This is a genomic window from Salinicoccus carnicancri Crm (assembly GCF_000330705.1).
GTDB lineage: Bacteria > Bacillota > Bacilli > Staphylococcales > Salinicoccaceae > Salinicoccus > Salinicoccus carnicancri.
Genome location: NZ_ANAM01000003.1, coordinates 82,860 through 103,342, shown reverse-complemented (window position 1 = coordinate 103,342; position 20,483 = coordinate 82,860). Strand labels below are relative to the sequence as shown.

General features: G+C 48.3%; 19 protein-coding genes and 1 pseudogene. 9 read left to right on the top strand and 11 right to left on the bottom strand.

Features of this window, described 5'->3' with window-relative positions; genetic code table 11:
• Window positions 1-17: 17 nt before the first annotated feature.
• The 4 genes from C792_RS0103945 to C792_RS0103930 all read right to left on the bottom strand — a co-directional run bounded on the left by C792_RS0103945 (window position 18) and on the right by C792_RS0103930 (window position 3,747).
• Window positions 18-806 carry a tyrosine-protein phosphatase gene (locus tag C792_RS0103945; RefSeq protein ID WP_017548147.1) on the bottom strand — a complete coding sequence of 263 codons (789 nt, stop codon included), beginning with the start codon at window positions 804-806 and terminating at the stop codon, window positions 18-20.
• Complete coding sequence (locus C792_RS0103940) at window positions 806-1,519, bottom strand: CpsD/CapB family tyrosine-protein kinase (protein ID WP_017548146.1); 714 nt, start codon at window positions 1,517-1,519, stop codon at window positions 806-808. The genes C792_RS0103945 and C792_RS0103940 overlap by 1 nt, the downstream gene beginning before the upstream one ends.
• 18 nt (window positions 1,520-1,537) lie before the next feature.
• Entirely contained in the window at window positions 1,538-2,215 is a 678-nt protein-coding gene (locus tag C792_RS0103935) for a YveK family protein (protein ID WP_017548145.1), read from the bottom strand.
• Between the two features lie 416 nt (window positions 2,216-2,631).
• On the bottom strand, window positions 2,632-3,747 hold the full coding sequence (locus C792_RS0103930; protein WP_156811637.1) for an O-antigen ligase domain-containing protein: 1,116 nt from the start codon (window positions 3,745-3,747) through the stop codon (window positions 2,632-2,634).
• A 300-nt stretch (window positions 3,748-4,047) separates the two neighbouring features.
• On the opposite strand from C792_RS0103930, the gene C792_RS15055 reads away from it, so the two are divergent.
• Both C792_RS15055 and C792_RS14245 read left to right on the top strand, forming a co-directional pair.
• Window positions 4,048-4,242, top strand: coding sequence for a hypothetical protein (locus C792_RS15055; protein ID WP_051021705.1), 195 nt, complete (start codon window positions 4,048-4,050; stop codon window positions 4,240-4,242).
• Between the two features lie 13 nt (window positions 4,243-4,255).
• Window positions 4,256-4,981, top strand: a complete 726-nt coding sequence (locus C792_RS14245) for a YkvI family membrane protein (RefSeq protein ID WP_051021704.1) — start codon at window positions 4,256-4,258, stop codon at window positions 4,979-4,981.
• Between the two features lie 153 nt (window positions 4,982-5,134).
• On the opposite strand, the gene C792_RS0103920 is transcribed toward C792_RS14245, so the two are convergent.
• A complete protein-coding gene (locus C792_RS0103920) occupies window positions 5,135-7,258 on the bottom strand; it encodes an AAA family ATPase (protein ID WP_017548143.1) in 2,124 nt (707 codons plus the stop codon).
• 186 nt (window positions 7,259-7,444) lie between these two features.
• On the opposite strand from C792_RS0103920, the gene C792_RS14240 reads away from it, so the two are divergent.
• Both C792_RS14240 and C792_RS14235 read left to right on the top strand, forming a co-directional pair.
• Window positions 7,445-7,714 (top strand): hypothetical protein, encoded by a 270-nt coding sequence (locus C792_RS14240; RefSeq protein WP_017548142.1) that lies wholly within the window; start codon window positions 7,445-7,447, stop codon window positions 7,712-7,714.
• Window positions 7,698-8,078, top strand: coding sequence for a type II toxin-antitoxin system HicB family antitoxin (locus tag C792_RS14235; RefSeq protein ID WP_017548141.1), 381 nt, complete (start codon window positions 7,698-7,700; stop codon window positions 8,076-8,078). The genes C792_RS14240 and C792_RS14235 overlap by 17 nt, the downstream gene beginning before the upstream one ends.
• 142 nt (window positions 8,079-8,220) lie before the next feature.
• On the opposite strand, the gene C792_RS0103905 is transcribed toward C792_RS14235, so the two are convergent.
• Complete coding sequence (locus C792_RS0103905; protein ID WP_017548140.1) at window positions 8,221-8,436, bottom strand: hypothetical protein; 216 nt, start codon at window positions 8,434-8,436, stop codon at window positions 8,221-8,223.
• Window positions 8,420-8,701, bottom strand: a complete 282-nt coding sequence (locus C792_RS14230) for a helix-turn-helix transcriptional regulator (protein WP_017548139.1) — start codon at window positions 8,699-8,701, stop codon at window positions 8,420-8,422. The genes C792_RS0103905 and C792_RS14230 overlap by 17 nt, the downstream gene beginning before the upstream one ends.
• A gap of 2,415 nt (window positions 8,702-11,116) precedes the next feature.
• Between C792_RS14230 and C792_RS15150 the strand changes: the two are divergent.
• Window positions 11,117-11,449, top strand: a pseudogene (locus C792_RS15150) (CHAP domain-containing protein); the annotation flags it as partial.
• A 204-nt stretch (window positions 11,450-11,653) separates the two neighbouring features.
• Here the strand turns inward: C792_RS15150 and C792_RS0103890 are convergent.
• Window positions 11,654-12,817 (bottom strand): CDP-glycerol glycerophosphotransferase family protein, encoded by a 1,164-nt coding sequence (locus tag C792_RS0103890; protein WP_017548137.1) that lies wholly within the window; start codon window positions 12,815-12,817, stop codon window positions 11,654-11,656.
• A complete protein-coding gene (gene tagD / locus C792_RS0103885) occupies window positions 12,810-13,214 on the bottom strand; it encodes a glycerol-3-phosphate cytidylyltransferase (protein WP_017548136.1) in 405 nt (134 codons plus the stop codon). Before tagD ends, C792_RS0103890 begins: the two co-directional genes overlap by 8 nt.
• Before the next feature lie 172 nt (window positions 13,215-13,386).
• Between tagD and C792_RS0103880 the strand changes: the two genes are divergently transcribed.
• Genes C792_RS0103880 through C792_RS0103865 form a run of 4 tightly spaced genes read left to right on the top strand, consistent with a single transcriptional unit; the run spans window position 13,387 to window position 17,659 of the window.
• Complete coding sequence (locus tag C792_RS0103880) at window positions 13,387-14,568, top strand: CDP-glycerol glycerophosphotransferase family protein (RefSeq protein ID WP_017548135.1); 1,182 nt, start codon at window positions 13,387-13,389, stop codon at window positions 14,566-14,568.
• A gap of 36 nt (window positions 14,569-14,604) precedes the next feature.
• Entirely contained in the window at window positions 14,605-15,426 is an 822-nt protein-coding gene (locus C792_RS0103875) for an ABC transporter permease (RefSeq protein ID WP_017548134.1), read from the top strand.
• Between the two features lie 12 nt (window positions 15,427-15,438).
• Complete coding sequence (gene tagH, locus C792_RS15125; RefSeq protein ID WP_017548133.1) at window positions 15,439-16,785, top strand: teichoic acids export ABC transporter ATP-binding subunit TagH; 1,347 nt, start codon at window positions 15,439-15,441, stop codon at window positions 16,783-16,785.
• A gap of 46 nt (window positions 16,786-16,831) precedes the next feature.
• Complete coding sequence (locus tag C792_RS0103865) at window positions 16,832-17,659, top strand: WecB/TagA/CpsF family glycosyltransferase (RefSeq protein ID WP_245537513.1); 828 nt, start codon at window positions 16,832-16,834, stop codon at window positions 17,657-17,659.
• 670 nt (window positions 17,660-18,329) lie between these two features.
• On the opposite strand, the gene C792_RS0103860 is transcribed toward C792_RS0103865, so the two are convergent.
• Together C792_RS0103860 and C792_RS0103855 are read right to left on the bottom strand one after the other, a co-directional pair.
• Window positions 18,330-19,070, bottom strand: a complete 741-nt coding sequence (locus C792_RS0103860) for a tyrosine-protein phosphatase (protein ID WP_017548131.1) — start codon at window positions 19,068-19,070, stop codon at window positions 18,330-18,332.
• A gap of 104 nt (window positions 19,071-19,174) precedes the next feature.
• A complete protein-coding gene (locus C792_RS0103855; protein WP_026090210.1) occupies window positions 19,175-20,362 on the bottom strand; it encodes a Bcr/CflA family efflux MFS transporter in 1,188 nt (395 codons plus the stop codon).
• Between the last annotated feature and the right edge of the window lie 121 nt (window positions 20,363-20,483).

Sequence of the window (20,483 nt, the reverse complement as noted above, 5' to 3'; positions counted from 1 at the left end):
CAACACACTTCTTTCCTTTAAAATAACCCGAAAAATCTTCTTCTCTTTTTCGCACCCTTATCCTTCATTTCAATCCGCTTCGGCGACCTTACCTTGACCTCTTTGTTATTCAGAACCGCCTCAGCATTCTTCTGAAGATATTCCACATACTCTGATCCGAGCTTTTCATCAATCACTTCGTATGCTTCCTTCAGCATGAACGGGCGCATCGTCGCATGGTGGGCGTCACTCGAGACCACATGAATGAGGTGATTCTCAATCATCTTCAGACTCGTTTCCTGCAGCCCCTCACCCAGCGCCCCGGAGACAGATCCTGCCGTAATTTGTGCAATTGCACCCTTCCCAACCAGTTCATACAGCCTATCCGGATCTTTCGCCAGCGGACGGCACCTTTCCGGATGGGCAATGACCGGCGTGTAGCCATTCATCTGCAGATCGAAGAACAGATTTTCTGTATACCCCGCAATTTCCGTAAAAGAAAACTCAACCAACACATATTGCGATTGATTGAGCGGAAGATTCACATCAGTTTCAAGCTCATTTACCAGATCTCCATTGATGCGGATTTCCTGACCCGGGTAAATATTGATATCCAACTGATGCTTTTCAATGATGTCTATAACTTCTACCATTTTTGACACTATTTGACTTTTGGGATTGATGAAATCCCCACTGTAATGATGTGGGGTCGCTATGATGTCAGTAATTCCATTGTCGATCGCCTGCCTGAGCAGATCCAGCGTTTCCTCTTCGCTCTCGGGTCCATCATCCACGCCAATCAGTACATGGTTATGGATATCTATCATTATTTCTCCGCTCCGTAATAATAGTAGTAGCTGTCTTTTGATTCCTTCTGTTTCTTGTTGTTGAGCACGGTGCCGATGAGGTTCGCATCCGCTTTTTTGAGAAGGTCCTTCGCCTGGGTGAGGCTGTCCCTGTTATTTGCCTCCACGTTCGTCACAAGGATTGTGCCGTCGACCAGTTTGCTTAACAGCTGGCCGTCCGTCACTGCAAGAATGGGCGGCGAATCCACGATGACCATGTCATATTCCATGGATACCGTCTTGAAGAAATGTTCCATCTTGTTCGATGCAATCAGTTCGGACGGATTCGGTGGCACCGGACCGGACGTCACTATGTCGAGGTTTTCTATCTCTGTTTCCCTGATGACATTCTCAAGCGGCATTTCATTGACGACTGCCGTCGACAGACCTCTCTGGTTGTTCACTTCAAAAGTGTAGTGCGTCGTCGGACGTCTGAGGTCCGCATCCAGCAGCAATGTCTTCCTGCCCGCCTGTGCGTATGCGATCGCAACATTTGCTGCGGTCGTCGATTTTCCGGCGCTCGGTGTCGCCGACGTGAACAGCACGGACTTGATCTGTGTGTCCACACCCGCATATGTAATATTCGTACGGATTGTCCGGTACTGCTCACTGATCGGGGATTTCGGCTCTTTTGCCACGATCAGATCCCGCGGTCCGGATGCATAGTCCAGATGCTTGTTTTTCTTGCCAAACATAACGTGTCCCCTCCTTCCCTATTTATGGAACTTCGCCACCGTACCGAGTACGGGCAGTTCAAGATGCTTTTCCATTTCCTCTTCCGTCGTCACACGCTTGTCCAGGAATGCACGCATGAACGCGATGCCGAGGCCGAGCAGTGCTCCCAAGATCAGACCGATTGCGATGTTGATCAGCGGCTGCGGTGAGACCGGTGATGGATTGTCTCCGATATCCGCCGGTGCGAGTATCGATACGTTATCCACACTCATCACTTCCGCCACTCTCTCCTGGAAGACCGTCGCCACTTCGTTGGCGATTGTCTCCGCATTTTCAGCCATTTCATCCGTCACGGTCACTGTGATCACCTGCGACTGGTCCTGATTGTTCACCGTGATCTGATTGGACAGTGCCGCTGTCGTCTGTTCAAGGCCAAGGTTCCCTACGACATCGTCGAGGACTGTGGGACTCTTGATGATGTCCCTGTATGTATTGATCAGCTGGAGATTCGCCTGTATCTCCTGATTGTTGACGCCTGCATCATCATCCTGCGACTGGCTGACCAGTATCTGGGTGTTCGCTTCATATTGGGGTGTCATCAAAAAGGCAGTGGCAAATGCCGCCAGTGCACCAAAGAGTAAAGTAAGACTCAGAATCATGACCAGATTCCTTTTGATCACATCCAGAATATCTTCCAGATTCAATGTTTCTTCCATGTGCTTCCTCCATGCTAAACCCACAGCGGGTTACAATATGTAATTTCAATCACATAGAATTGTAACATCATATGAGTGTTAAATATACACCTTTTTAATATTTTCCAGTAAATATTTTGAAACTCATTGAAGGGCAATTATAGTCAATCTGTATACATTCCCCTTTCAAGCATTGATATAAAAGCATTTATAAATCATATACAATATATACCAACAGTTGTTACGGCAATGATGAGACCCTCTGGAAATATCAATCATCACACCATTTCCCCGGCTATAAAAATAATTGATCATATTAGTTTAAATCTGTACAATTTTCTTCATATTTCAATTTAACATATAATTATATGTATAATAATTTCACTTTAAACAGTGGGAATCCAGTTAGTTTTTCCGTCGTACTAAAAAACTCCGGACTAGATATGTCCGGAGTCCCTGTCATCCATCATCAGCCCGATCAGGGCGAAGAACAGTATGACCGGTGAGAAGTACACGAACATGAACAGGTAATTGTACTCGAACATGCCGGCCAGGATGAAGATTATGAAAAACAGTGTGATATTGAAATTTTTTACGGCAATCACTGAAATCAGGACTGTTAAGGATAGAAGGGCGATAAACAATACCGCGGTCAGGATGCCGTACCTGCCGAGGGTGTCGAATATGATGTTATGGACGTGCAAAAGGTGCGTGAAGTCGACATAGTCATGCCCCTGTCCGAACCATGTGCTGCCTGAGACGACTGTCTGCCACGGTTCATATCTTCCCGATGTTAGTCTGTCGAAATTGATTCCTCCTCGATCGAGACTACCCTGGATGAAATAGCTGTACAGCCGCCTTCCGAACATGATGAGGGGGACAAGGATGACGGCACCCGCCGTCATCAGGAAATTCTTCCGCTGCCGTCTGCCCGTCCTGTACATATTGATATGGGCGGACTGGGCGGCGGCCGCGAGCAGATACAGGGCCATCGCCGTGCGGCTTGTCGTGATGACGACCAGCAGTGCGAGTGTCGGCAGCATGTACCAGAGCAGCGCGCGGTTCGTCTTCGGCATGAAGATCAGGCCCGCTGCAAAGACCATCACGAGCGTGGCACCCGATTCGTTCAGTGTCGTCCCGGCCAGGAGCAGTGACGGCAGGCTGATGAGGGCACCCGCTGCAATATACATGAAGAGTGCCGCCGGCATCCGGTACAGCAGCATGACCGTCAGCATCACCCACACCGCCGCTTCCGTCCACACGAAGTGTCCCGCAACCAGCATGCTGGCAAAAACGGACAGTACATAGAGGCCCCATACAATGAGGAATAAGATCTTCCTCCTGCTGAAACTGAACTTCGAATTCTTATATAGGTAGGCGAGGATTGCGCCGAGTGTGAGGATGGTGAACGGGTCCATGCCTGCCACATGGCTCTGCAGTCCTCTGTAGTCGATCATGATCAGGCTGGTCACGGTGAAGATGAGTGTGAACATTGCTGTGAATACGAGGCCTTCGTGGGACAGGAAGGCCTGTTTCATTCTTAGTCTATCCATGGATTCCATCCCTTCCATTATGAAAGGTCATGATAACATGGCAGGCGGCAAAAGGCTTGCATTTATGTGCTGAACGTCCTGCATCACTATGTTTCGCTGTTTTGACAGGATTTTGTCACTATGTTTAAATATATACTTGTGAATAATTTTTCAAACGATGGTCTATCCCCAATTCCCCTGTACGCCCCTATGCCTCTTTGAACTGCCCGCTTCCTCCCATCGGGGTTCTGTGATTTTTTCGTTCTGTGTCTGGTGACTTACGTATGTATTTTGAAAATCTTTTAATCCGGAGTTGATTGTTTGAGTAAAGGACAACAGGAATCCATCAAAATCGGTTTTGCCTATGTCGGGGTGGTTCTCGGCGCGGGCTTCTCGACGGGCCAGGAAATACTGCAGTTTTTCAGCAACTTTGGCACGATGAGCTACTGGGCGGTGCTGCTGTCGGCGCTCGTCATCATGTTTCTGGGCCGGCAGGTGGCGAAGTTCGGCACTTGAGCAGAGTTTCGGTGTGCCGGCATGGCTCGGCTCTCTGGTCGTCATGATTGCAGTGATGATCACACTGACGCTCGGCTTCAGCAAGATCCTGTCGGCACTCGGATTCGTCACACCGTTCCTGATCCTGATTGTGGCGATCATCGCAGTGTACAGCTTTTTCACGCCGACGGTCTCTTTCAGTGAAATCAACGAAATTGCCGATCTGAGCAAGACACCGACCGGCATATGGTGGCTCGAGGCCATCACATACAGCGGCATCGTGATCGCGATGGCATTCAGCATACTGTCCATTGTCGGTGCACAGTCCACGCACAAAGTCGCGCGCCGCGGCGGCATGTACGGCGGCATCATCCTGCTCGTACTGATGCTCTTCATGAATGCCGGACTCGTATCCAAGTTCGACAAGACGAATACGGCAGACCTGCCGACACTGATGCTTGCATATGAGATCCATCCCGTGCTGCATTTCGTGCTGACGCTCGTCATGCTGCTGATCATCTACAATACCGCAGTCGGCATGCTGTACCCGTTCCTCAGCCGGTTCTGGGTGCCGTACAGCCGCAAGTACAAAGTCGCACTCGTAGTGGCGCTTGTCGCGGGGTATATACTGAGCCTGGTCGGCTTCGTCGACCTTGTGAACCTCGTCTATCCGCTGCTCGGCTATCTCGGCATCCTCATGGGCATCATGCTCGCTGTCAGGTGGCTGCGGAACAAGTTTACGAAGAAGAAATTGATATAGGAAGTAAAAACATCAAAATATTAAAACATGTAAAACCGGCAATCAACGAATTCTTCTTGATTGCCGGTTTTAATACTATTAGTCTATTACTACAAATAATTTTTCTATCAAATTTAAGCTCAGTATAACTAGGTTTAAATACTTAAAATTTTTTTAGTTTGTGCCCCTCATAGCTAAATAATGGCAGTGATCAATTTCCTTTATTTGATTCATTAAAAACTTGGCAGACTTCCATATCTCTTCGGGATTATGACGAGTACTGTGCGACATAACGTTACAAAGCGTTAATAGCTGACCCAGTTTTGTTTTCTGGGTATTTGATGTTATTTTAAATATATTTTCAATAGCCTTTTGTTTTTGTTTTGTAGGAGTTATACCATTAGGTGATTTAAATGATAAAAATTCCTCTAAAACTCTTCTCATACTATTAGGCAAATGGTAAACTTCACAATCGCTTAAGATTTCATCTCGAGTTTTTTCTGAAAGAAAATAAATTTCTTTAAACAGTTTTTTATATGGCTTATCGTGTATTTTTAAACTTCTGATCAAACTTTCACCATTGATATTTTTAAATACTTCAAAAAATTTATAATCATGCTTTTTTTCTTTTCCAAAAGCAAGATCACAAAAGTCATTCCATACATGTGTCATAATAAATATCTGAACCTCGGCTTCATCAAGTATGTTTTTCATTAATTCCATCACATAAAATCTATTTTGCTCGTCCATACTTGAAACTGGATCGTCAATAACTATTAATTTTATCTCTCTCTTCAACTCCTCTTGATTATCATCGTAGTATAGATCAAAGTAATAGAACAATAATGCCAATAGGTTTTTTTCCCCTTCGCTTATATCATCCACAACTAAAAACTCATCTGTATAAGCATGTTTCAATATGTAGTTCTTTTTAGATTCGTCCAGTTCCAACCTTAAAGCTACATTTATATCTTCTAAAACATGATTAAGATGGATAGCAAAATCTGTGATATCCGACTTTTCTTCCTCATAATTTTGTATTTCTGTATCTATACCATCGTTTTCATCCATTTTACTTTTTATTTCTTGTTCTTTTAACCTAAAAGACTTTATTTTTTCTTGAATAACTTGATTGTTATCTATCTCTAAAGCGATAGCTCCCTTAACCAATTGTTCTTGATTTCTAATTTTCATTTCAAAACCGTCAATTACTTCCTTTTTCATTTTACTTATATCTTCGCGTGTTGATTTAATTATGGTTAAACTATTTTTAACTTCGTCTATGGGGAAAGTTTCACAAAAATGTATATCTTTAATTTTTTCATCAATCGATACAATGCTTTCTTTGAGCAGATAGTTTTTACTTTTCAAAATTTCAAATTTATCCTCTAGGTGAAGAAATAATTCTAGTTTAGTTTTATTTTCAATCAAATTTTGGACAGTATTTATAAAGTAAGTAAGGTCTTCTTTAAATTCTTTTAATGCTATAATAGATTTCTGCTTTTCATTAATATTATATAAATCTATTTTCCTCTTAATAGCTGTCAAATCTAATGGATTACCACAAAACTTACACTCCTCGTCTTCGTTGTGAATAACTACTCCTTTGTTTAACCATTCTATTATTTCTGAAGAAGGAATTACTATGTCGTCAAATTCCTTCTTGAATATATTATTAATATTTTCCAACTTAGGCATTAGTCCTTCAACATTTAATTTTTCAATTTCAATTGCAGTTAATTCTTTCTTTTCTCTTTCTAAACTATTATCTCCTTTTATTTCTATAAGAGCTTCTTCATTTCCTTCTATTTTCGATGCTTTTTTTAAATCATTTTCATAACTATCTATTAACTGATCTAATGTATATGAAGAATTTTTTCTTGTTATATTTGTATTCCCTTTTCTTCGGTTGTGAATTTCATCTATCAAACTTCTAATTTCATCTTTTAATTCACTATTTTTAGACACCAACACTGAGGTATCATATTTCATTTCTATTAATTCATTGATTTTTTCTTCTGCATCTATAGTTTTTTCTCCAAAGTTTGCTACTACACCCCTGATTTTTTCATTATCTTCTAAATACAGATTCTTTTTTATGTAATCTTTATCAAATAATCGTGCTTGGCTATCTGCTATACTTGAAACTTTAAAACCTTCTTCTATTATACCTTTAGCCAACGAACTTTTCCCTCTACCGTTATATCCAAAAATAAGATTCTTTTCGTTAAAACTTTCAGATGGACCTGTGAAATCTTTAAAAGATTTATTAGATATATTATTAACTTTATCTATCATAATAATTATAACCCCCGTTAGCATTTATATTATTTTGAATACTATGTTTATTTTATCATTAATTGCCAAATAATAGATTATCTTAATTACTAATTAATTTTGAACTTCGTTGTAAACAAGCTAACCAATTTACATATTACAAAAGGTATTATACAATAATTAAAAGACACTGTAGGTGGTGGCATATTGAGTCGTAAAGAGAAGTTGTACAGAAAAATTAAAAACAATCCTAAAAATGTGAGCGAACATGACTTCAAATCTGCTTTAAGGATGTATGGATTTAAACTTGATAGTAAGAAAGGTAAAGGTGGTCATCAAGTATACTTCCACAACGAGTTATCACCTATTGCCATTCCTCAAAGAACTGTAAACTTTACTCGCCCCATGCGCTACCACATTGTAAAAACGTTAATCAATGATATTGAGGAAGTGACTAATCATGAGAACAGTAAATGATTATATGAAAATGAACTATAAATTAAGTGTTGTACCTAAACAGGACTTTGATGCTTCTGAATATTTTGTTGCCTATTTTGAAGAATTAAAGGGACTAGAAGGAGTAGGAGATACAATCGAAGAATCGATTGCCGATTTAAATATAGCCAAAGAAATTTGGTTTGAAAAAATGCTGGAAAATGAATTTGATATCCCTTTCCCAAAAAGTTATGAAGAACAGAAGCCTGTGAAAATCACATACAGGATTCCAACCTCTATAAATGAGGATATCGAGAAATACATGAAGGAAGAAGGCGTTTCAAAAAACCAAGCGATTAACCTATTAGTGGCGCAATCGCTTGAATCTCATAAAGCAATTAAATAATTTAAAGTAATACAGAGGCCCTGGCGGCAGATAAAAACTGCCGCCAGGGCCTCTGTATTACTCCGAACCATCGTTTTCATCCATTTCGACATCTTTCAAATCATGTCCTATGACATCGGCTACGGGGATAGCCTCCCGATCATCATTCGCCAGGCGTTCTTTGACTATGGATTCCATACAGACCTTCGATTTCGCTTTGCAGAGATTCGTACTTCTCCTTTGTCAGGACGACCCCTCTGCTTTCCTGCCCATCCATGATGAAGACAGCATCTCCACTCTCCGGGGCTTTGTCAAATGCATTCATCGAAGTACGTTCAAAATCAGAAACATACATCGACCTTTCATTTCCAATCCTCATTCTTACAACTCCCCTTTTTAAAATTATATTCAGTCATTTCAATCCTTTTCTTCTTCAATCTGGCACCTGTGTTGCTCCTTACCAATATTTCCTGAAGCCGTTCTATGATGATGTTGTGGCTGCCGTTCTCCAAACGGGAGACCAGTGACTGCTGGACCCCTGTCAGGTCTGCAAACTCTTTTTGAGTAAGGTCCAGGCTGAGTCTCAGTGCAATCAGTTGCGCGCGGAGTTCCTGTTTTCGGACGACCAACGGATCATCCTGCAACTTTTTGAACTCCGGCTCTGTCGAAGATCTCTGTTAGACATAACGTTCTGTAAAATCCATTTTACCTGCCTCTTTCTGGTTGGACGGCGCCTTTTCTTTTCAATATACCTTTTGAGGCATATTCCAAACGTTTCGGGGTGCGGTGAGCGCCCCGCTGTGCCTAAGAGAGATACGGCAGGGTATGGTTTTCATTCCCCCAAACATTGCCATTTGGTAAATTTCCTTTTGTTATATGAATATAATATTTTAATTATATTACATTTGTGTTACAACGCTTTTTCCTCCTACTAACTTTGTTAGTATGTAAAGTGTTATAGTAATTTGAAAATTTGATAAAGTTATGCGCAAAAACTAACAAATCTGGGGGATAAGCAATCTATGAAAAAATTAGTTACGGCACTCACAGCGACAGCAGCAATTTCAGCGTATGGGTTATCCGACGACGCATCTGCGAAAAGCTACACGGTCCAGCCGGGGGATTCCCTCTGGAAGATCGGTAACGACAACAATCTGACGGTGGACCAGCTGAAGCAATACAACAACCTGTCTTCAGATGTTATTTTAGTGAATCAGACGCTCGAACTTGAGGAAGAGAAGGAAGTTATTACATATAAGGTAAAGTCCGGTGACACCCTATGGGGCATTGCTTTGAAGAACAATGTTACAGTTGATGAATTGAAGGGTTGGAACAATCTGACTACTGATCTCATTTTGGTGAACCAGGAACTTACCATCGGTGAAAGTTCTGAAGAACAGACATCAGTACCTGAGGTGAAGACACCTGCTCAGACGCTTGAACCTGCAGCTGATACTGAAGTTGAAGAAGAACCGGCATCCGGGGTTCCGGCTGAACCGGCTGTTGAAGTCGAGCCTGCCGAAGAACCCGTCGAAACTGAACAGCCTGAAGCCGAGCCCGCAGAGGAAGCTGAACCTGAGGCTGATGCCAGCGAGGAAGTTGAAGCCGAAGAGACTCCGGCAGTTGATACAGACGCCGACACATATACAGTCAAACCGGGCGATACCATCGGCCGCGTGGCGAGCGAGTTCGGCATGAGCTACCGTACGCTGATGAGCCTGAATGGCATCACAGATCATCTCATCTTCCCGGGTCAGGAACTGAATGTTAATCCTGATGCGGTTGTCGAACAGGAAACGGAAGCTCCGGTTGAAGAGGACACTGATGCTGAGGCGGAAGAACAGGCGGAAGCAGAGGAAGCGGAAGCGCAAAGAGCTGCCGAAGAGGAAGCCGCTGCACAGCAGGAGGCTGAGGAACAGGCTGAGGCTGAACGCCAGGCCGCCGAGGAAGCCGCTCAACTTGAAGCTGAACAACAAGCGGCTGAAGAGGAATCCACAGAAGAAGCTGTCGAAGAAGAGACTGCTGAGGAAACTGAACCGGCCGAGGAAGAAACGGCTGAAGCGGTGACTGAGGAGACAACCGAAGAAGAAGCACCGGCTGAAGAGGACACTGATGCTGAGGCGGAAGAACAGGCTGAAGAAGAACGTGCAGCAGAAGAACAGGCTGCAGCCGAGGAAGCGGAAGCACAAAGGGCTGCCGAAGAGAAAGCCGCTGCACAGCAGGAAGCTGAGGAACAGGCTGAAGCTGAACGCCAGGCCGCCGAGGAAGCCGCTCAACTTGAAGCTGAGCAACAAGCGGCCGAAGAAGAAGCTACAGAAGAGGCTGTCGAAGAAGAGACTACTGAAGAAACTGAACCGGCCGAGGAAGAAACGGCTGAAGCGGTGACTGAGGAGACAACCGAAGAAGAGGCGGCCCCACCAGTAGAAGAAGAACCGACTGAAGAGGAAATCGCAGCTCAGGAAAAGGCGGAACAGGAAGCGGCCGAACAACGCGCGGCGGAAGAAGCCGAGGCACAGCGTCAGGCGGAACAGGAAGCCGCTGAGCAACGTGAAGCGGAAGAAGCCGAAGCACAGCGTCAGGCTGAGCAGGAAGCAGCCGAGCAACGTGAAGCGGAAGAAGCCGAGGCACAGCGTCAGGCTGAGCAGGAAGCGGCCGAACAACGCGCGGCGGAAGAAGCGGAAGCACAGCGTCAGGCTGAGCAGGAAGCAGCCGAACAACGCGCAGCGGAAGAAGCCGAGGCACAGCGTCAGGCTGAGCAGGAAGCAGCCGAGCAACGCGCAGCGGAAGAAGCCGAAGCGCAGCGCCAGGCTGAGCAGGAAGCAGCCGAGCAACGCGCAGCGGAAGAAGCCGAAGCGCAGCGCCAGGCTGAGCAGGAAGCGGCCGAACAACGCGCGGCGGAAGAAGCGGAAGCGCAGCGCCAGGCTGAGCAGGAAGCAGCCGAGCAACGCGCAGCGGAAGAAGCCGAGGCACAGCGTCAGGCTGAGGAAGAGGCAGCGGCCGAGGAAGAGGCTGAAGAGGAAGCTCAGGCACCGTCACCTGCTTCATACGGTGAGAACTGGTACCTCGACGGGGACTGCACTTGGTATGTATACGAACGCCGCCAGCAAATGGGCAAACCTGTCAGCAATCAGTGGGGTGATGCTTCCAACTGGGCTAGTGCAGCGAGAAGCCAGGGACTTAATGTCAACAACTCCCCTTCTGTCGGTGCCATCGTCCAGTCCAATGCATGGACTAACGGCGCTTGGGGCTCAGGTCACGTAGCTGTAGTTGAGAAGATCAATTCCGACGGTTCGATCCTAGTTTCTGAAATGAACTGGAGCGGCGGCCCGGGCAACAAAACGATGAGGACCATCGATGCCTACGAAGTTTCTTCACATAACTTCATCCATTAATAACACATATATGAAGGGAATCACGTTGTCGTGATTCCCTTTTTGCATGCTCATCTATCTTTATATGGGCATCGCCCGCGGAAAACGGCGGCCAGCAAAGCGGTGTGACGGCCTTGGTAACTGAAACGGGGGCCGCTCATTGATGATGGCGGCCTTCATCCAGGCATTCCGCTCTTTATGCCGCAAAAAAGCAGCCCCGTGACTCTATCTCGGGGCTGCATCTTTGTATAGTCTGGTTATCAACTTTTCTGTGGATCTGCCGTCGGCGTACTTGTTCCATGTTTCGTCGAAAAGAAGGACTTTCTCGAGCCGGAATGCTTCGCGGCGGATGACGTCGATCATTTCGCTGGAATGGTAGACGACGGGACCGGGGACGAATGTTTCGTAGTCGAACCAGATGCCGCGGGTGCTGACGTATTCTTCGAGGTCGTACGGATAGAAGATCATCGGCCGGCCGAGTATTGCGAATTCGAACGGGATGGATGAGTAGTCCGTGACAAGTATGTCTGTAATGGCCAGCAGTTCGAAGATGTCGAAGCCGTGGGAGACGTCAGTGACGAAGTCGTCGTCCCATCTGCCGCCCGAAGTGACGGCGGGATGGAGTTTCAGCAGCAGATGATGGTCTTCGGACAGCCCCTTTTTGAGATTCCTGATGTTGAGACGGAGCTCATCGACTTTGAAGCGCCCTTCCCTGAATGTCGGTGCGTACAGGATGACCTGCCTGCCCGCAAGGTGTGGAAGCTGCCGGTGGAGTTTGTCCGCGGCGCGCTGCATCTTATCTTCATTATAGAAGAAATCGGTCCGGGGCATGCCGGTCTTGAGCAGGTTTTCATGGCTTATATCGAATGCCTCTTCGAAGATCCATCCCATGTCGTCGGAGCTGACGACGACTTTATGGAAATTTTCATACACCTGTTTGAACCGCTTCTGTGCGGATGGTGTGCGTTCGATGGTGGCCTTGTCCTTGAAACCGAACAGTTTGACCGCCCCGTCTGCATGCCAGAGCTGGACGCATGTCTGCCCCTCCCTGAAATCGCATGAAGCAAGCACGACCTGGTAGTTGTCGACGAAGATGTGCCTGGCCGTGGCAAGATGATAGAGTCCCCTGATGCTTCCCGGGATATTAACAGGCACGAAGCGTATGGTGTTCCTGTCGTCTGCGTTCCTGAAAGCATAGTTGCATCTGGAATCCTTCAGTAAAACAATTTTGGATGAAGTGCGCGCATGCACTTCATCCAAAACGTACTGAATATTATCGCCGAAAGATGCAATCATCACTGTCTTTTCCTGTACCGGAAGTGACCTGAACAGATTGAAGATCACCTTCGTTATGGCCAGATACAGATTGATTGCCGCTTCCCTAACCATGTTTCTTGGACAGCTCTTGCTTCGTCTTCGTCGTGGATACGCCGCTTGTTCTCGCAAGGTACACGACTTCACAGTATTCCCTCAGGAAGTCGAATTCGCCTTTCCAGTCGTCACCCATGACAAACACGTCGATATCGTGCTTCTGGACGTCTTTGACCTTCTGGCCCCAGTTGTGCTCAGGGATGACTTCGTCTACATACTTGATCGCTTCAAGGATCGCTTTTCTGTCTTCATATGAGTAATAGGCTTCTTTATGCTTGAGTTTGTTGAATTCGTCGGAAGATACAGCGACCACCAGATAGTCACCACGTTCTTTAGCACGGCGAAGGATATTGATATGTCCCATATGGAGCAGATCGAATGTGCCGTAAGTAATCACTTTTCTTTTTGGTTTCATTTGTCTAACATTTTGGTTTTTCATTTCTATTCCTCCCAATATACCTCTCTACCTCTGGTATAATGTCCATGTGGACATGGTATAATTGTAAAGATAAGATTAATCTTTTGTAAAGATTATTAATGATTATAACATAAAATCAGAAAAAGTATAATTATTAGGTGTGATTCCAGTGAAATTTTTAAAGAAAGCAGTATTTTTCCTCTATCGTAAACTGTTCGCATTGTGCGGCAGGACAGTAAAAAAAGACCATAGGCTCATCATGTTCGAAAGCTTCCTCGGCAGGCAGTACAGCGACAACCCGCGGGCGCTCTACGAATACATGTCGATCGCGCACCCGGAGTACACACTGGTCTGGAGCGCGGACAGGAACAGTGCACATGTGTTCGAGGAAGCGGACGTCCCCTATATCAAACGCTTCTCTCTTTCGTGGATGATCCAGATGAATAAAGCCACCCTCTGGATTACGAACAGCCGTCTGCCGCTGTGGATACCAAAACCCCATGGTACAACATATCTGCAGACATGGCACGGCACACCCCTCAAAAAGCTGGGGACGGATATAGAGACCGTCCACATGCCGGGGACGGATACAAGGAGCTACCGCAGGAATTTCACGAAGGAGGCGTCCAAGTGGGATTACCTCATCTCCCCCAACCGCTATTCATCGGACATATTCCGCCGCGCATTCGGCTTCGGCGGGGAAATGCTCGAGACGGGCTATCCGCGCAATGATTTTTTATTCTCGGCCAGTGATGCCGGGACCACGGATAATATCAAGAAGGTGCTCGGCCTGCCGACTGACAGGAAGATCATCCTGTACGCGCCGACGTGGCGGGATGACAGCTTCCACGGCCGCGGCAGATACAGGTTCGACCTGCAGTTCGATGTGGAAAAGATGCAGCGGGAACTCGGCGGTGAATACATCATCATCCTGCGCATGCACTACCTCGTAAGTGAAAATCTCGACATAAAGCAGTATAATGGATTCTTGTATGACTTCTCAAAGCACGGGGACATCCGCGACCTGTATGTCATCTCCGACATGCTGGTCACCGACTACTCGTCGGTGTTCTTCGACTATGCGAACCTCAGGCGCCCGATGATCTTCTATACGTATGACATCGACCAGTACCGCGACAAGCTCCGCGGCTTCTACTTCGATTTCGAACGGCTGGCGCCGGGGCCGCTGGTCCAGACGACGGATGCGCTGATCCGAGAGATAAAGCACCCGGATACGGACAGGTTTGAGACGGGGGAATTCCGGGAACGGTTCACCTCTCTCGAGGACGGAAACGCATCACAGCGCGTGATGGAGGATGTCGTTTGTCATTTGAAAAAGAAAATTGTATAATTCAACAACGATGAATGGAATGGTTGTGAGAAAAGAATGAAATCCTTATGGATCGTCCTGCAGGAACAGTTCAAAAACTTCTATCTTATAAGAAGGATGTCCCTGTACGACATGAAAAGCAAAAACCAGAATAACTACCTCGGCATCGTGTGGGAAGTGCTCACACCGGTGATCAGCATCATGATCTACTGGTTCGTCTTCGGGACGCTGCGCCAGCGGGAGCCGATCGAGATGGGCGGTACAAAAGTGCCGTTCTTCTACTGGCTCGCCATCGGCTTCATCGTCTGGACGTTCTTCTTCCAGGGGAGCATCGAGGCGTCGAAGTCCATATACCGGCGGCTCAAGATGCTCTCAAAGATGAGCTTCCCGCTCAGTGCCATACCGAACATTACGATATTCTCCAAGTTCTATACGCACGTCATCATGCTGTTCCTGGCGTTCCTGGTGTTCCAGCTGGCAGGCTACTACGTCAACATATACTACCTGCAGCTGATCTACTTTGTAATCGGGACCTATGCCCTGATATTCGCCTTTTCACTGATCACATCGACACTGTCGACGCTCGTGCGTGATGTGCACCTGCTGTTGAACTCACTGCTGCGCATGCTGCTCTATGTATCGGGCGTCCTGTGGCCGCTGTCGCTGCTGTCGGATTTCCCGCTGATCATGAAGCTCATGCAGCTGAATCCGCTGCTGTACCTGATCGAAGGGTACCGTTCCGTGTTCTTCGGGACCGAGTGGTATATCGTGACGCACTGGGAACAGTCACTCTACTTCTGGGGTGTCATCTTCCTCATGATGCTCATCGGCGCCACGCTCCATGTGATGTTCAGACGGAATTTCATTGACTATCTATAAGAGGGGATTCGTATGACTAAAGCAATCGTAGCGAAAGATGTCGCTAAAAAATATAAAGTGTATGACAGCCAGAAAGAGCGCATACTGGATCTCGTCAGCCCGAAGGGCCACGGCAGGGAGTTCTTCGCCTTGAACGGCGTCGACTTCGAAGCGGAGAAAGGTGACGTCGTCGGCTTCATCGGCATCAACGGCTCCGGCAAGTCGACCCTGTCCAACATACTGGCAGGCATCGTCCCCGAGTCGCGGGGCGATGTACAGGTCAACGGCCAGACAGCGCTGATTGCGGTCGCCGCGGGGCTGAATGAAGACCTGACGGGCCGCGACAACATCGAACTCAAATGTCTGATGCTCGGCTTCTCAAAGGATGAGATCAAGGAGCTTGAGCCCGACATCATCGAGTTCTCCGAGCTCGAGAACTTCATCGACATGCCTGTCAAGTCCTACTCCAGCGGGATGAAGTCACGCCTCGGATTCGCCATCAGCGTCAACATCGACCCGGACGTCCTCATCATCGATGAAGCACTGTCCGTCGGGGACAAGGCATTCGCCGAGAAAAGCCTCAAAAAGATGATGGAATTCAGGGACCAGGGCAAGACGATGATCTTCGTCAGCCACTCCATCGGCCAGATGAAGCGGTTCTGCAACAAGATACTGTGGCTCGAATTCGGCCGTGTGAAGGCGTTCGGCGAAGTGCGTGATGTCCTGCCGCTGTATGAATCCTTCCTCTCCAAGTGGCGTTCCATGTCGAAGGACGAGCGTAACGACTACCGCCAGAAAGTGATGGACCGCGATCCGGCTGAAGCCGAGTACAAGAAATACGGCAACCTGACGCTGCTCGATGACGACCAGGACCTGGAACGCTCCCACGGGTACACCATCCGGCCCGTCAGCCGCCTCGCCCATCTCAAGGGCGACAGCACTGACATCTTCGCATCTCCGGACAGCGACGACCATAAAGAGCATGCACATAAATTCAAAAAACGGGTATACTATGTCAAACGCGAAGCAACGTACCACTTCGAAGTGTTCTACCTGCTCAGCACGAAGCCGAGCGGAGAGGACGGCGTCATCGGCTGGATCCGGGCCGATGAGACGTCGTCTCATGCGCTGACATTCGTGGATCGGGACAAAAAGGAATTCATGCTGAACGATACCGGATTCGCCGCAAGCGAACCGTGGGGTGGTCCGGCGCAGTACGTGCATGAAACTTTGGAACACCACGCCGGCATGAAATTCCATGTGGACCAGACGGTGCTCGTCGGGAACAACGTCTGGTACAGAGGCCTGATCGAAGGCGATGAAGCGCCCGTGTGGACGCACATGGACAACGTCATGGCGGAAGATGAAGAGAATCTATAGGGGGAACCGGTTTTTATTACCAAAAATATAGAAATAAAAGGAAAAGATGAACGTTTACATGTTCACGGAAGGAAGCGAGGTGAACGCGATGGGCAGAACCTACAAGACGGTGACGGTGATGGATATCGACTTTTTCAACACGTCGATGAATTCATTCCTGAAATACATCGTCTACCCTGACCTGGCGAATGGAAGCAAAAATTTCATCGTCACGGCCAATCCCGAATTCGTCATAGAGACGCGGGACCATCCCGATTTCAAGAAGGTGGTGCAGTCCGCCGACTATGTGCTCGCTGACGGTGTCGGCATCGTCAATGCGGCGATGCTGATGGGCCGGCCGCTGCCCGAGCGGGTCAGCGGCATCGATGTGATGTACCGCATGCTTGAACACGCCGCTAAAAACGGCTACAGTGTATTCTTCCTCGGCGCATCGGAGGATTCCAACAAAAAAGCTGTGGCGAATGCGGAGAAACTCTATCCGGGGCTCAAAGTGGCCGGGCGCCACGATGGATACTTCGACCCGGACGACGGGAAAATCGCCGACATGGTCGTGGAAAGTGCCCCCGACATCGTCTTCGTCGCACTCGGCATGCAGCGCCAGGAAAAGTGGATCGCCGACAATATCGGCCGGTTCGACAAAGGTGTCTTCATGGGCGTCGGCGGCAGCTTCGACGTCCTGAGCGGCAAAGCCCAGCGCGCACCGAAATTCTGGATCAGACTCCAGCTCGAGTGGCTCTACCGTCTGATCCAGGAACCCAAGCGCATCAAACGTGTCATGCGCGTATTCGAATTCATGCTCCTGCACACCCCGGTCATCAAACATCTGTTGCGGATGTTCGGCTACAGCAAGACGAAACCCCGGGGTAAGTCGTGATTTCGTTGAAAATATGTGAGAACAGCACCTGTCCAGTAGCGGACAGGTGCTGTTTTGTGCGCTGCGGAGACTTTGTGCGGTTTGCGGGGATACGAAACAGGTTCGTAGATGTGAAACGGGCGTTGCGCGTACACGAAATGATTTCGTAGATGTGAAACAGCACTTACACGTACACGAAACGGGTTCGTAGATGCGAAACGGCACCTTGCGCGTACACGAAACGATTCCGTAGATGCGAAACGGCACCTTGCGCGTACACGAAACGGGTTCGTAGATGTGAAACGGCACCCTGCACGTACACGAAACGGGTTCGTAGATGCGAAACGGCACCCTGCACGTACACGAAATCGGTCCGTAGATGCGAAACGGCACTTACACGTACACGAAATCGGTCCGTAGATGCGAAACGCACCTTACGCGTACACGAAACGGGTTCGTAGATGTGAAACGGGCGTTGCGCGTACACGAAACGATTCCGTAGATGCGAAACAGCACTTGCACGTACACGAAACGATTCCGTAGATGCGAAACGGCACTTACACGTACACGAAACGATTCCGTAGATGCGAAACGGCACTTACGCGTACACGAAACGGGTTCGTAGATGCGAAACGGCACCTTGCACGCACAAAAAAGACCAGGCATCTTCATGCCTGGTCCGGACCAATATTTATCTGATCCGCTCGACACCTTCGACCACGACGGGTTCGTCTGCGAATATTTTACGGGCGTTGTCTTTCAATTTTTCGGAAACCTGCCCACCCAGCCGTGCGTCGATGGTTTCGAATGCCTTCCTGAGCATGAACGGCCGCACTTCTGCGTGGTGTGCATCGCTTGCGACGATATGGATCAGTCCGTTTTCGATCATCTTGAACGCTGTTTCCTGCAGCTCTTCGCCGAAGTCTCCGGTGACGGATGCGGCGGTCACCTGGGCGAGTACGCCTTTATTCACCAGTTCCAATAAAATCCCTGGATCGCTGACGATCTCCGCACACCTTTCCGGATGGGCGATGACCGGCGTGTAGCCGTTATCAATCAGCTCATCGATGACCGTTTCGTAGAACGGCGGCAGTTCGGTGAACGGCATTTCCACCAGTATATACCGGGAGTCGTTGAGCGACGTGTCGAAGCCCGACTCGAGATCTGCGATGATGTTCTCGTTGATGCGGATCTCCTGGCCGTGATGCACCGCGATGTCGAGTTCATTGTCGTCAATCAGCTTCTGGATTTCCGCCAGCTTCCCGACCACCGTGCTTTTCGGTGTCATGTACGGTCCGGCATAGTGATGCGGCGTCAGCATGACATTCGTGATCCCCTGGTCGATTGCCTGGTGAAGCAGATCCAGTACCTCCCGCTCGCTCACAGGCCCGTCATCCACATTCATCAGCAGATGGTTATGAATATCTATCATTGAATTCAGCTCCAAAATTATATTATTACACATCATATGATAACATTTTGTGATATAAAGTTAAGCTAAATGCACTTGCAGAATGCTGCAGCGATGGGACGCCCTCATCTGATCAGTCTGATATATGCGATCAGGCCGACCGACGAAGTGCTGAACAAAATGACGCCCATAGGTATCGCAGAGGCTTCGTTCACCCCGGCAAGCGGGGAGAATACGGCACCGAGCAGCAGGGGCAGCATGCCCAGCACGGCACTGGCGCTCCCTGCCCGGTGCCCCTGTTCGGACATCCCGAGGGTGAATGTACTGGTAATCGTCATCCCCATCGTGGTCATATAGATGAAAATCAGTATGACGATGGCAGCGAGCGGCCCTTCAATGATCGTCATGATGAGCAGGATGAAGGTGGCGCTGACCGCAATGATGACAGCAGTCCTCAGCAGCTTTTTCTCGTGGATGACAGCACCGAGGCGTCCGATGATGAAACTGCCGATGATGATGGCGATGCCGTTGATGCCAAACAGTATGCTGAAGGTCTGCGGCGAGACGCCATAGATCCCCTGATAGATGAAAGGTGTACCTGACACATATGCAAAGCTGCCGCCGTGAACGAAACCGACGAGAACAGCATAGCCGATGAACGACCGGTCGGTAAACAGCCCGCCTATCGTACGGAGGGTCGCCGGGCCGGAACTTTGTATCCGCTTCTCAGGAGGCAGCGTTTCCCTGAGGCTCACTGCAACTATGATTACGATGAGGATCCCGAGAATGCCCAGAAACAGGAATATGGTATGCCAGCGGGCAAACGGCAGCAGTAAAATCGCGCCGCCCGCTATTGGCGCAGCCATCGGTGCAACAGCATTGATGACCATCAGCAGGGAGAAGAATTTCGACAGTTCCCTGCCGCTGAACACATCGCGCACAACCGCCCGGGAAAGGACCACACCCGCAGACGCTGTGAATCCCTGCAGGAACCGCGCGGCAATCAGTACATGGATGTTCGGTGCCAGTGCACAGAGCAACGAGGCGACCACAAACAGCGAGGTGGAGACGAGCAGGGGCCGCTTCCTACCCTGTGCATCACTGAATGGCCCGATGACAACCTGACCGGATGCGAGACCGAGCAGGCACGCTGTCAGACTGACCTGGACGAGTGACGCCGTAGTCCCCAGATCCTGTGCAATGCCCGGGAAACTCGGCAGATACATGTCAATATTGAGCGGCCCCATGATTGCAAGCATCCCCAGGAGCAGAGCAAGTCCCATCCGCTTTTTGCCGGTGGGGTTATGTAATATACGATTATCATTCTGATAGTCCACAGTATCACCTCCAGATTAATTCTATGATACGGGATAGTTTAGCACAATAAAAAAAGAACACTCCAACCGACATCATCCGCCCGTATTGAAGCGTTCC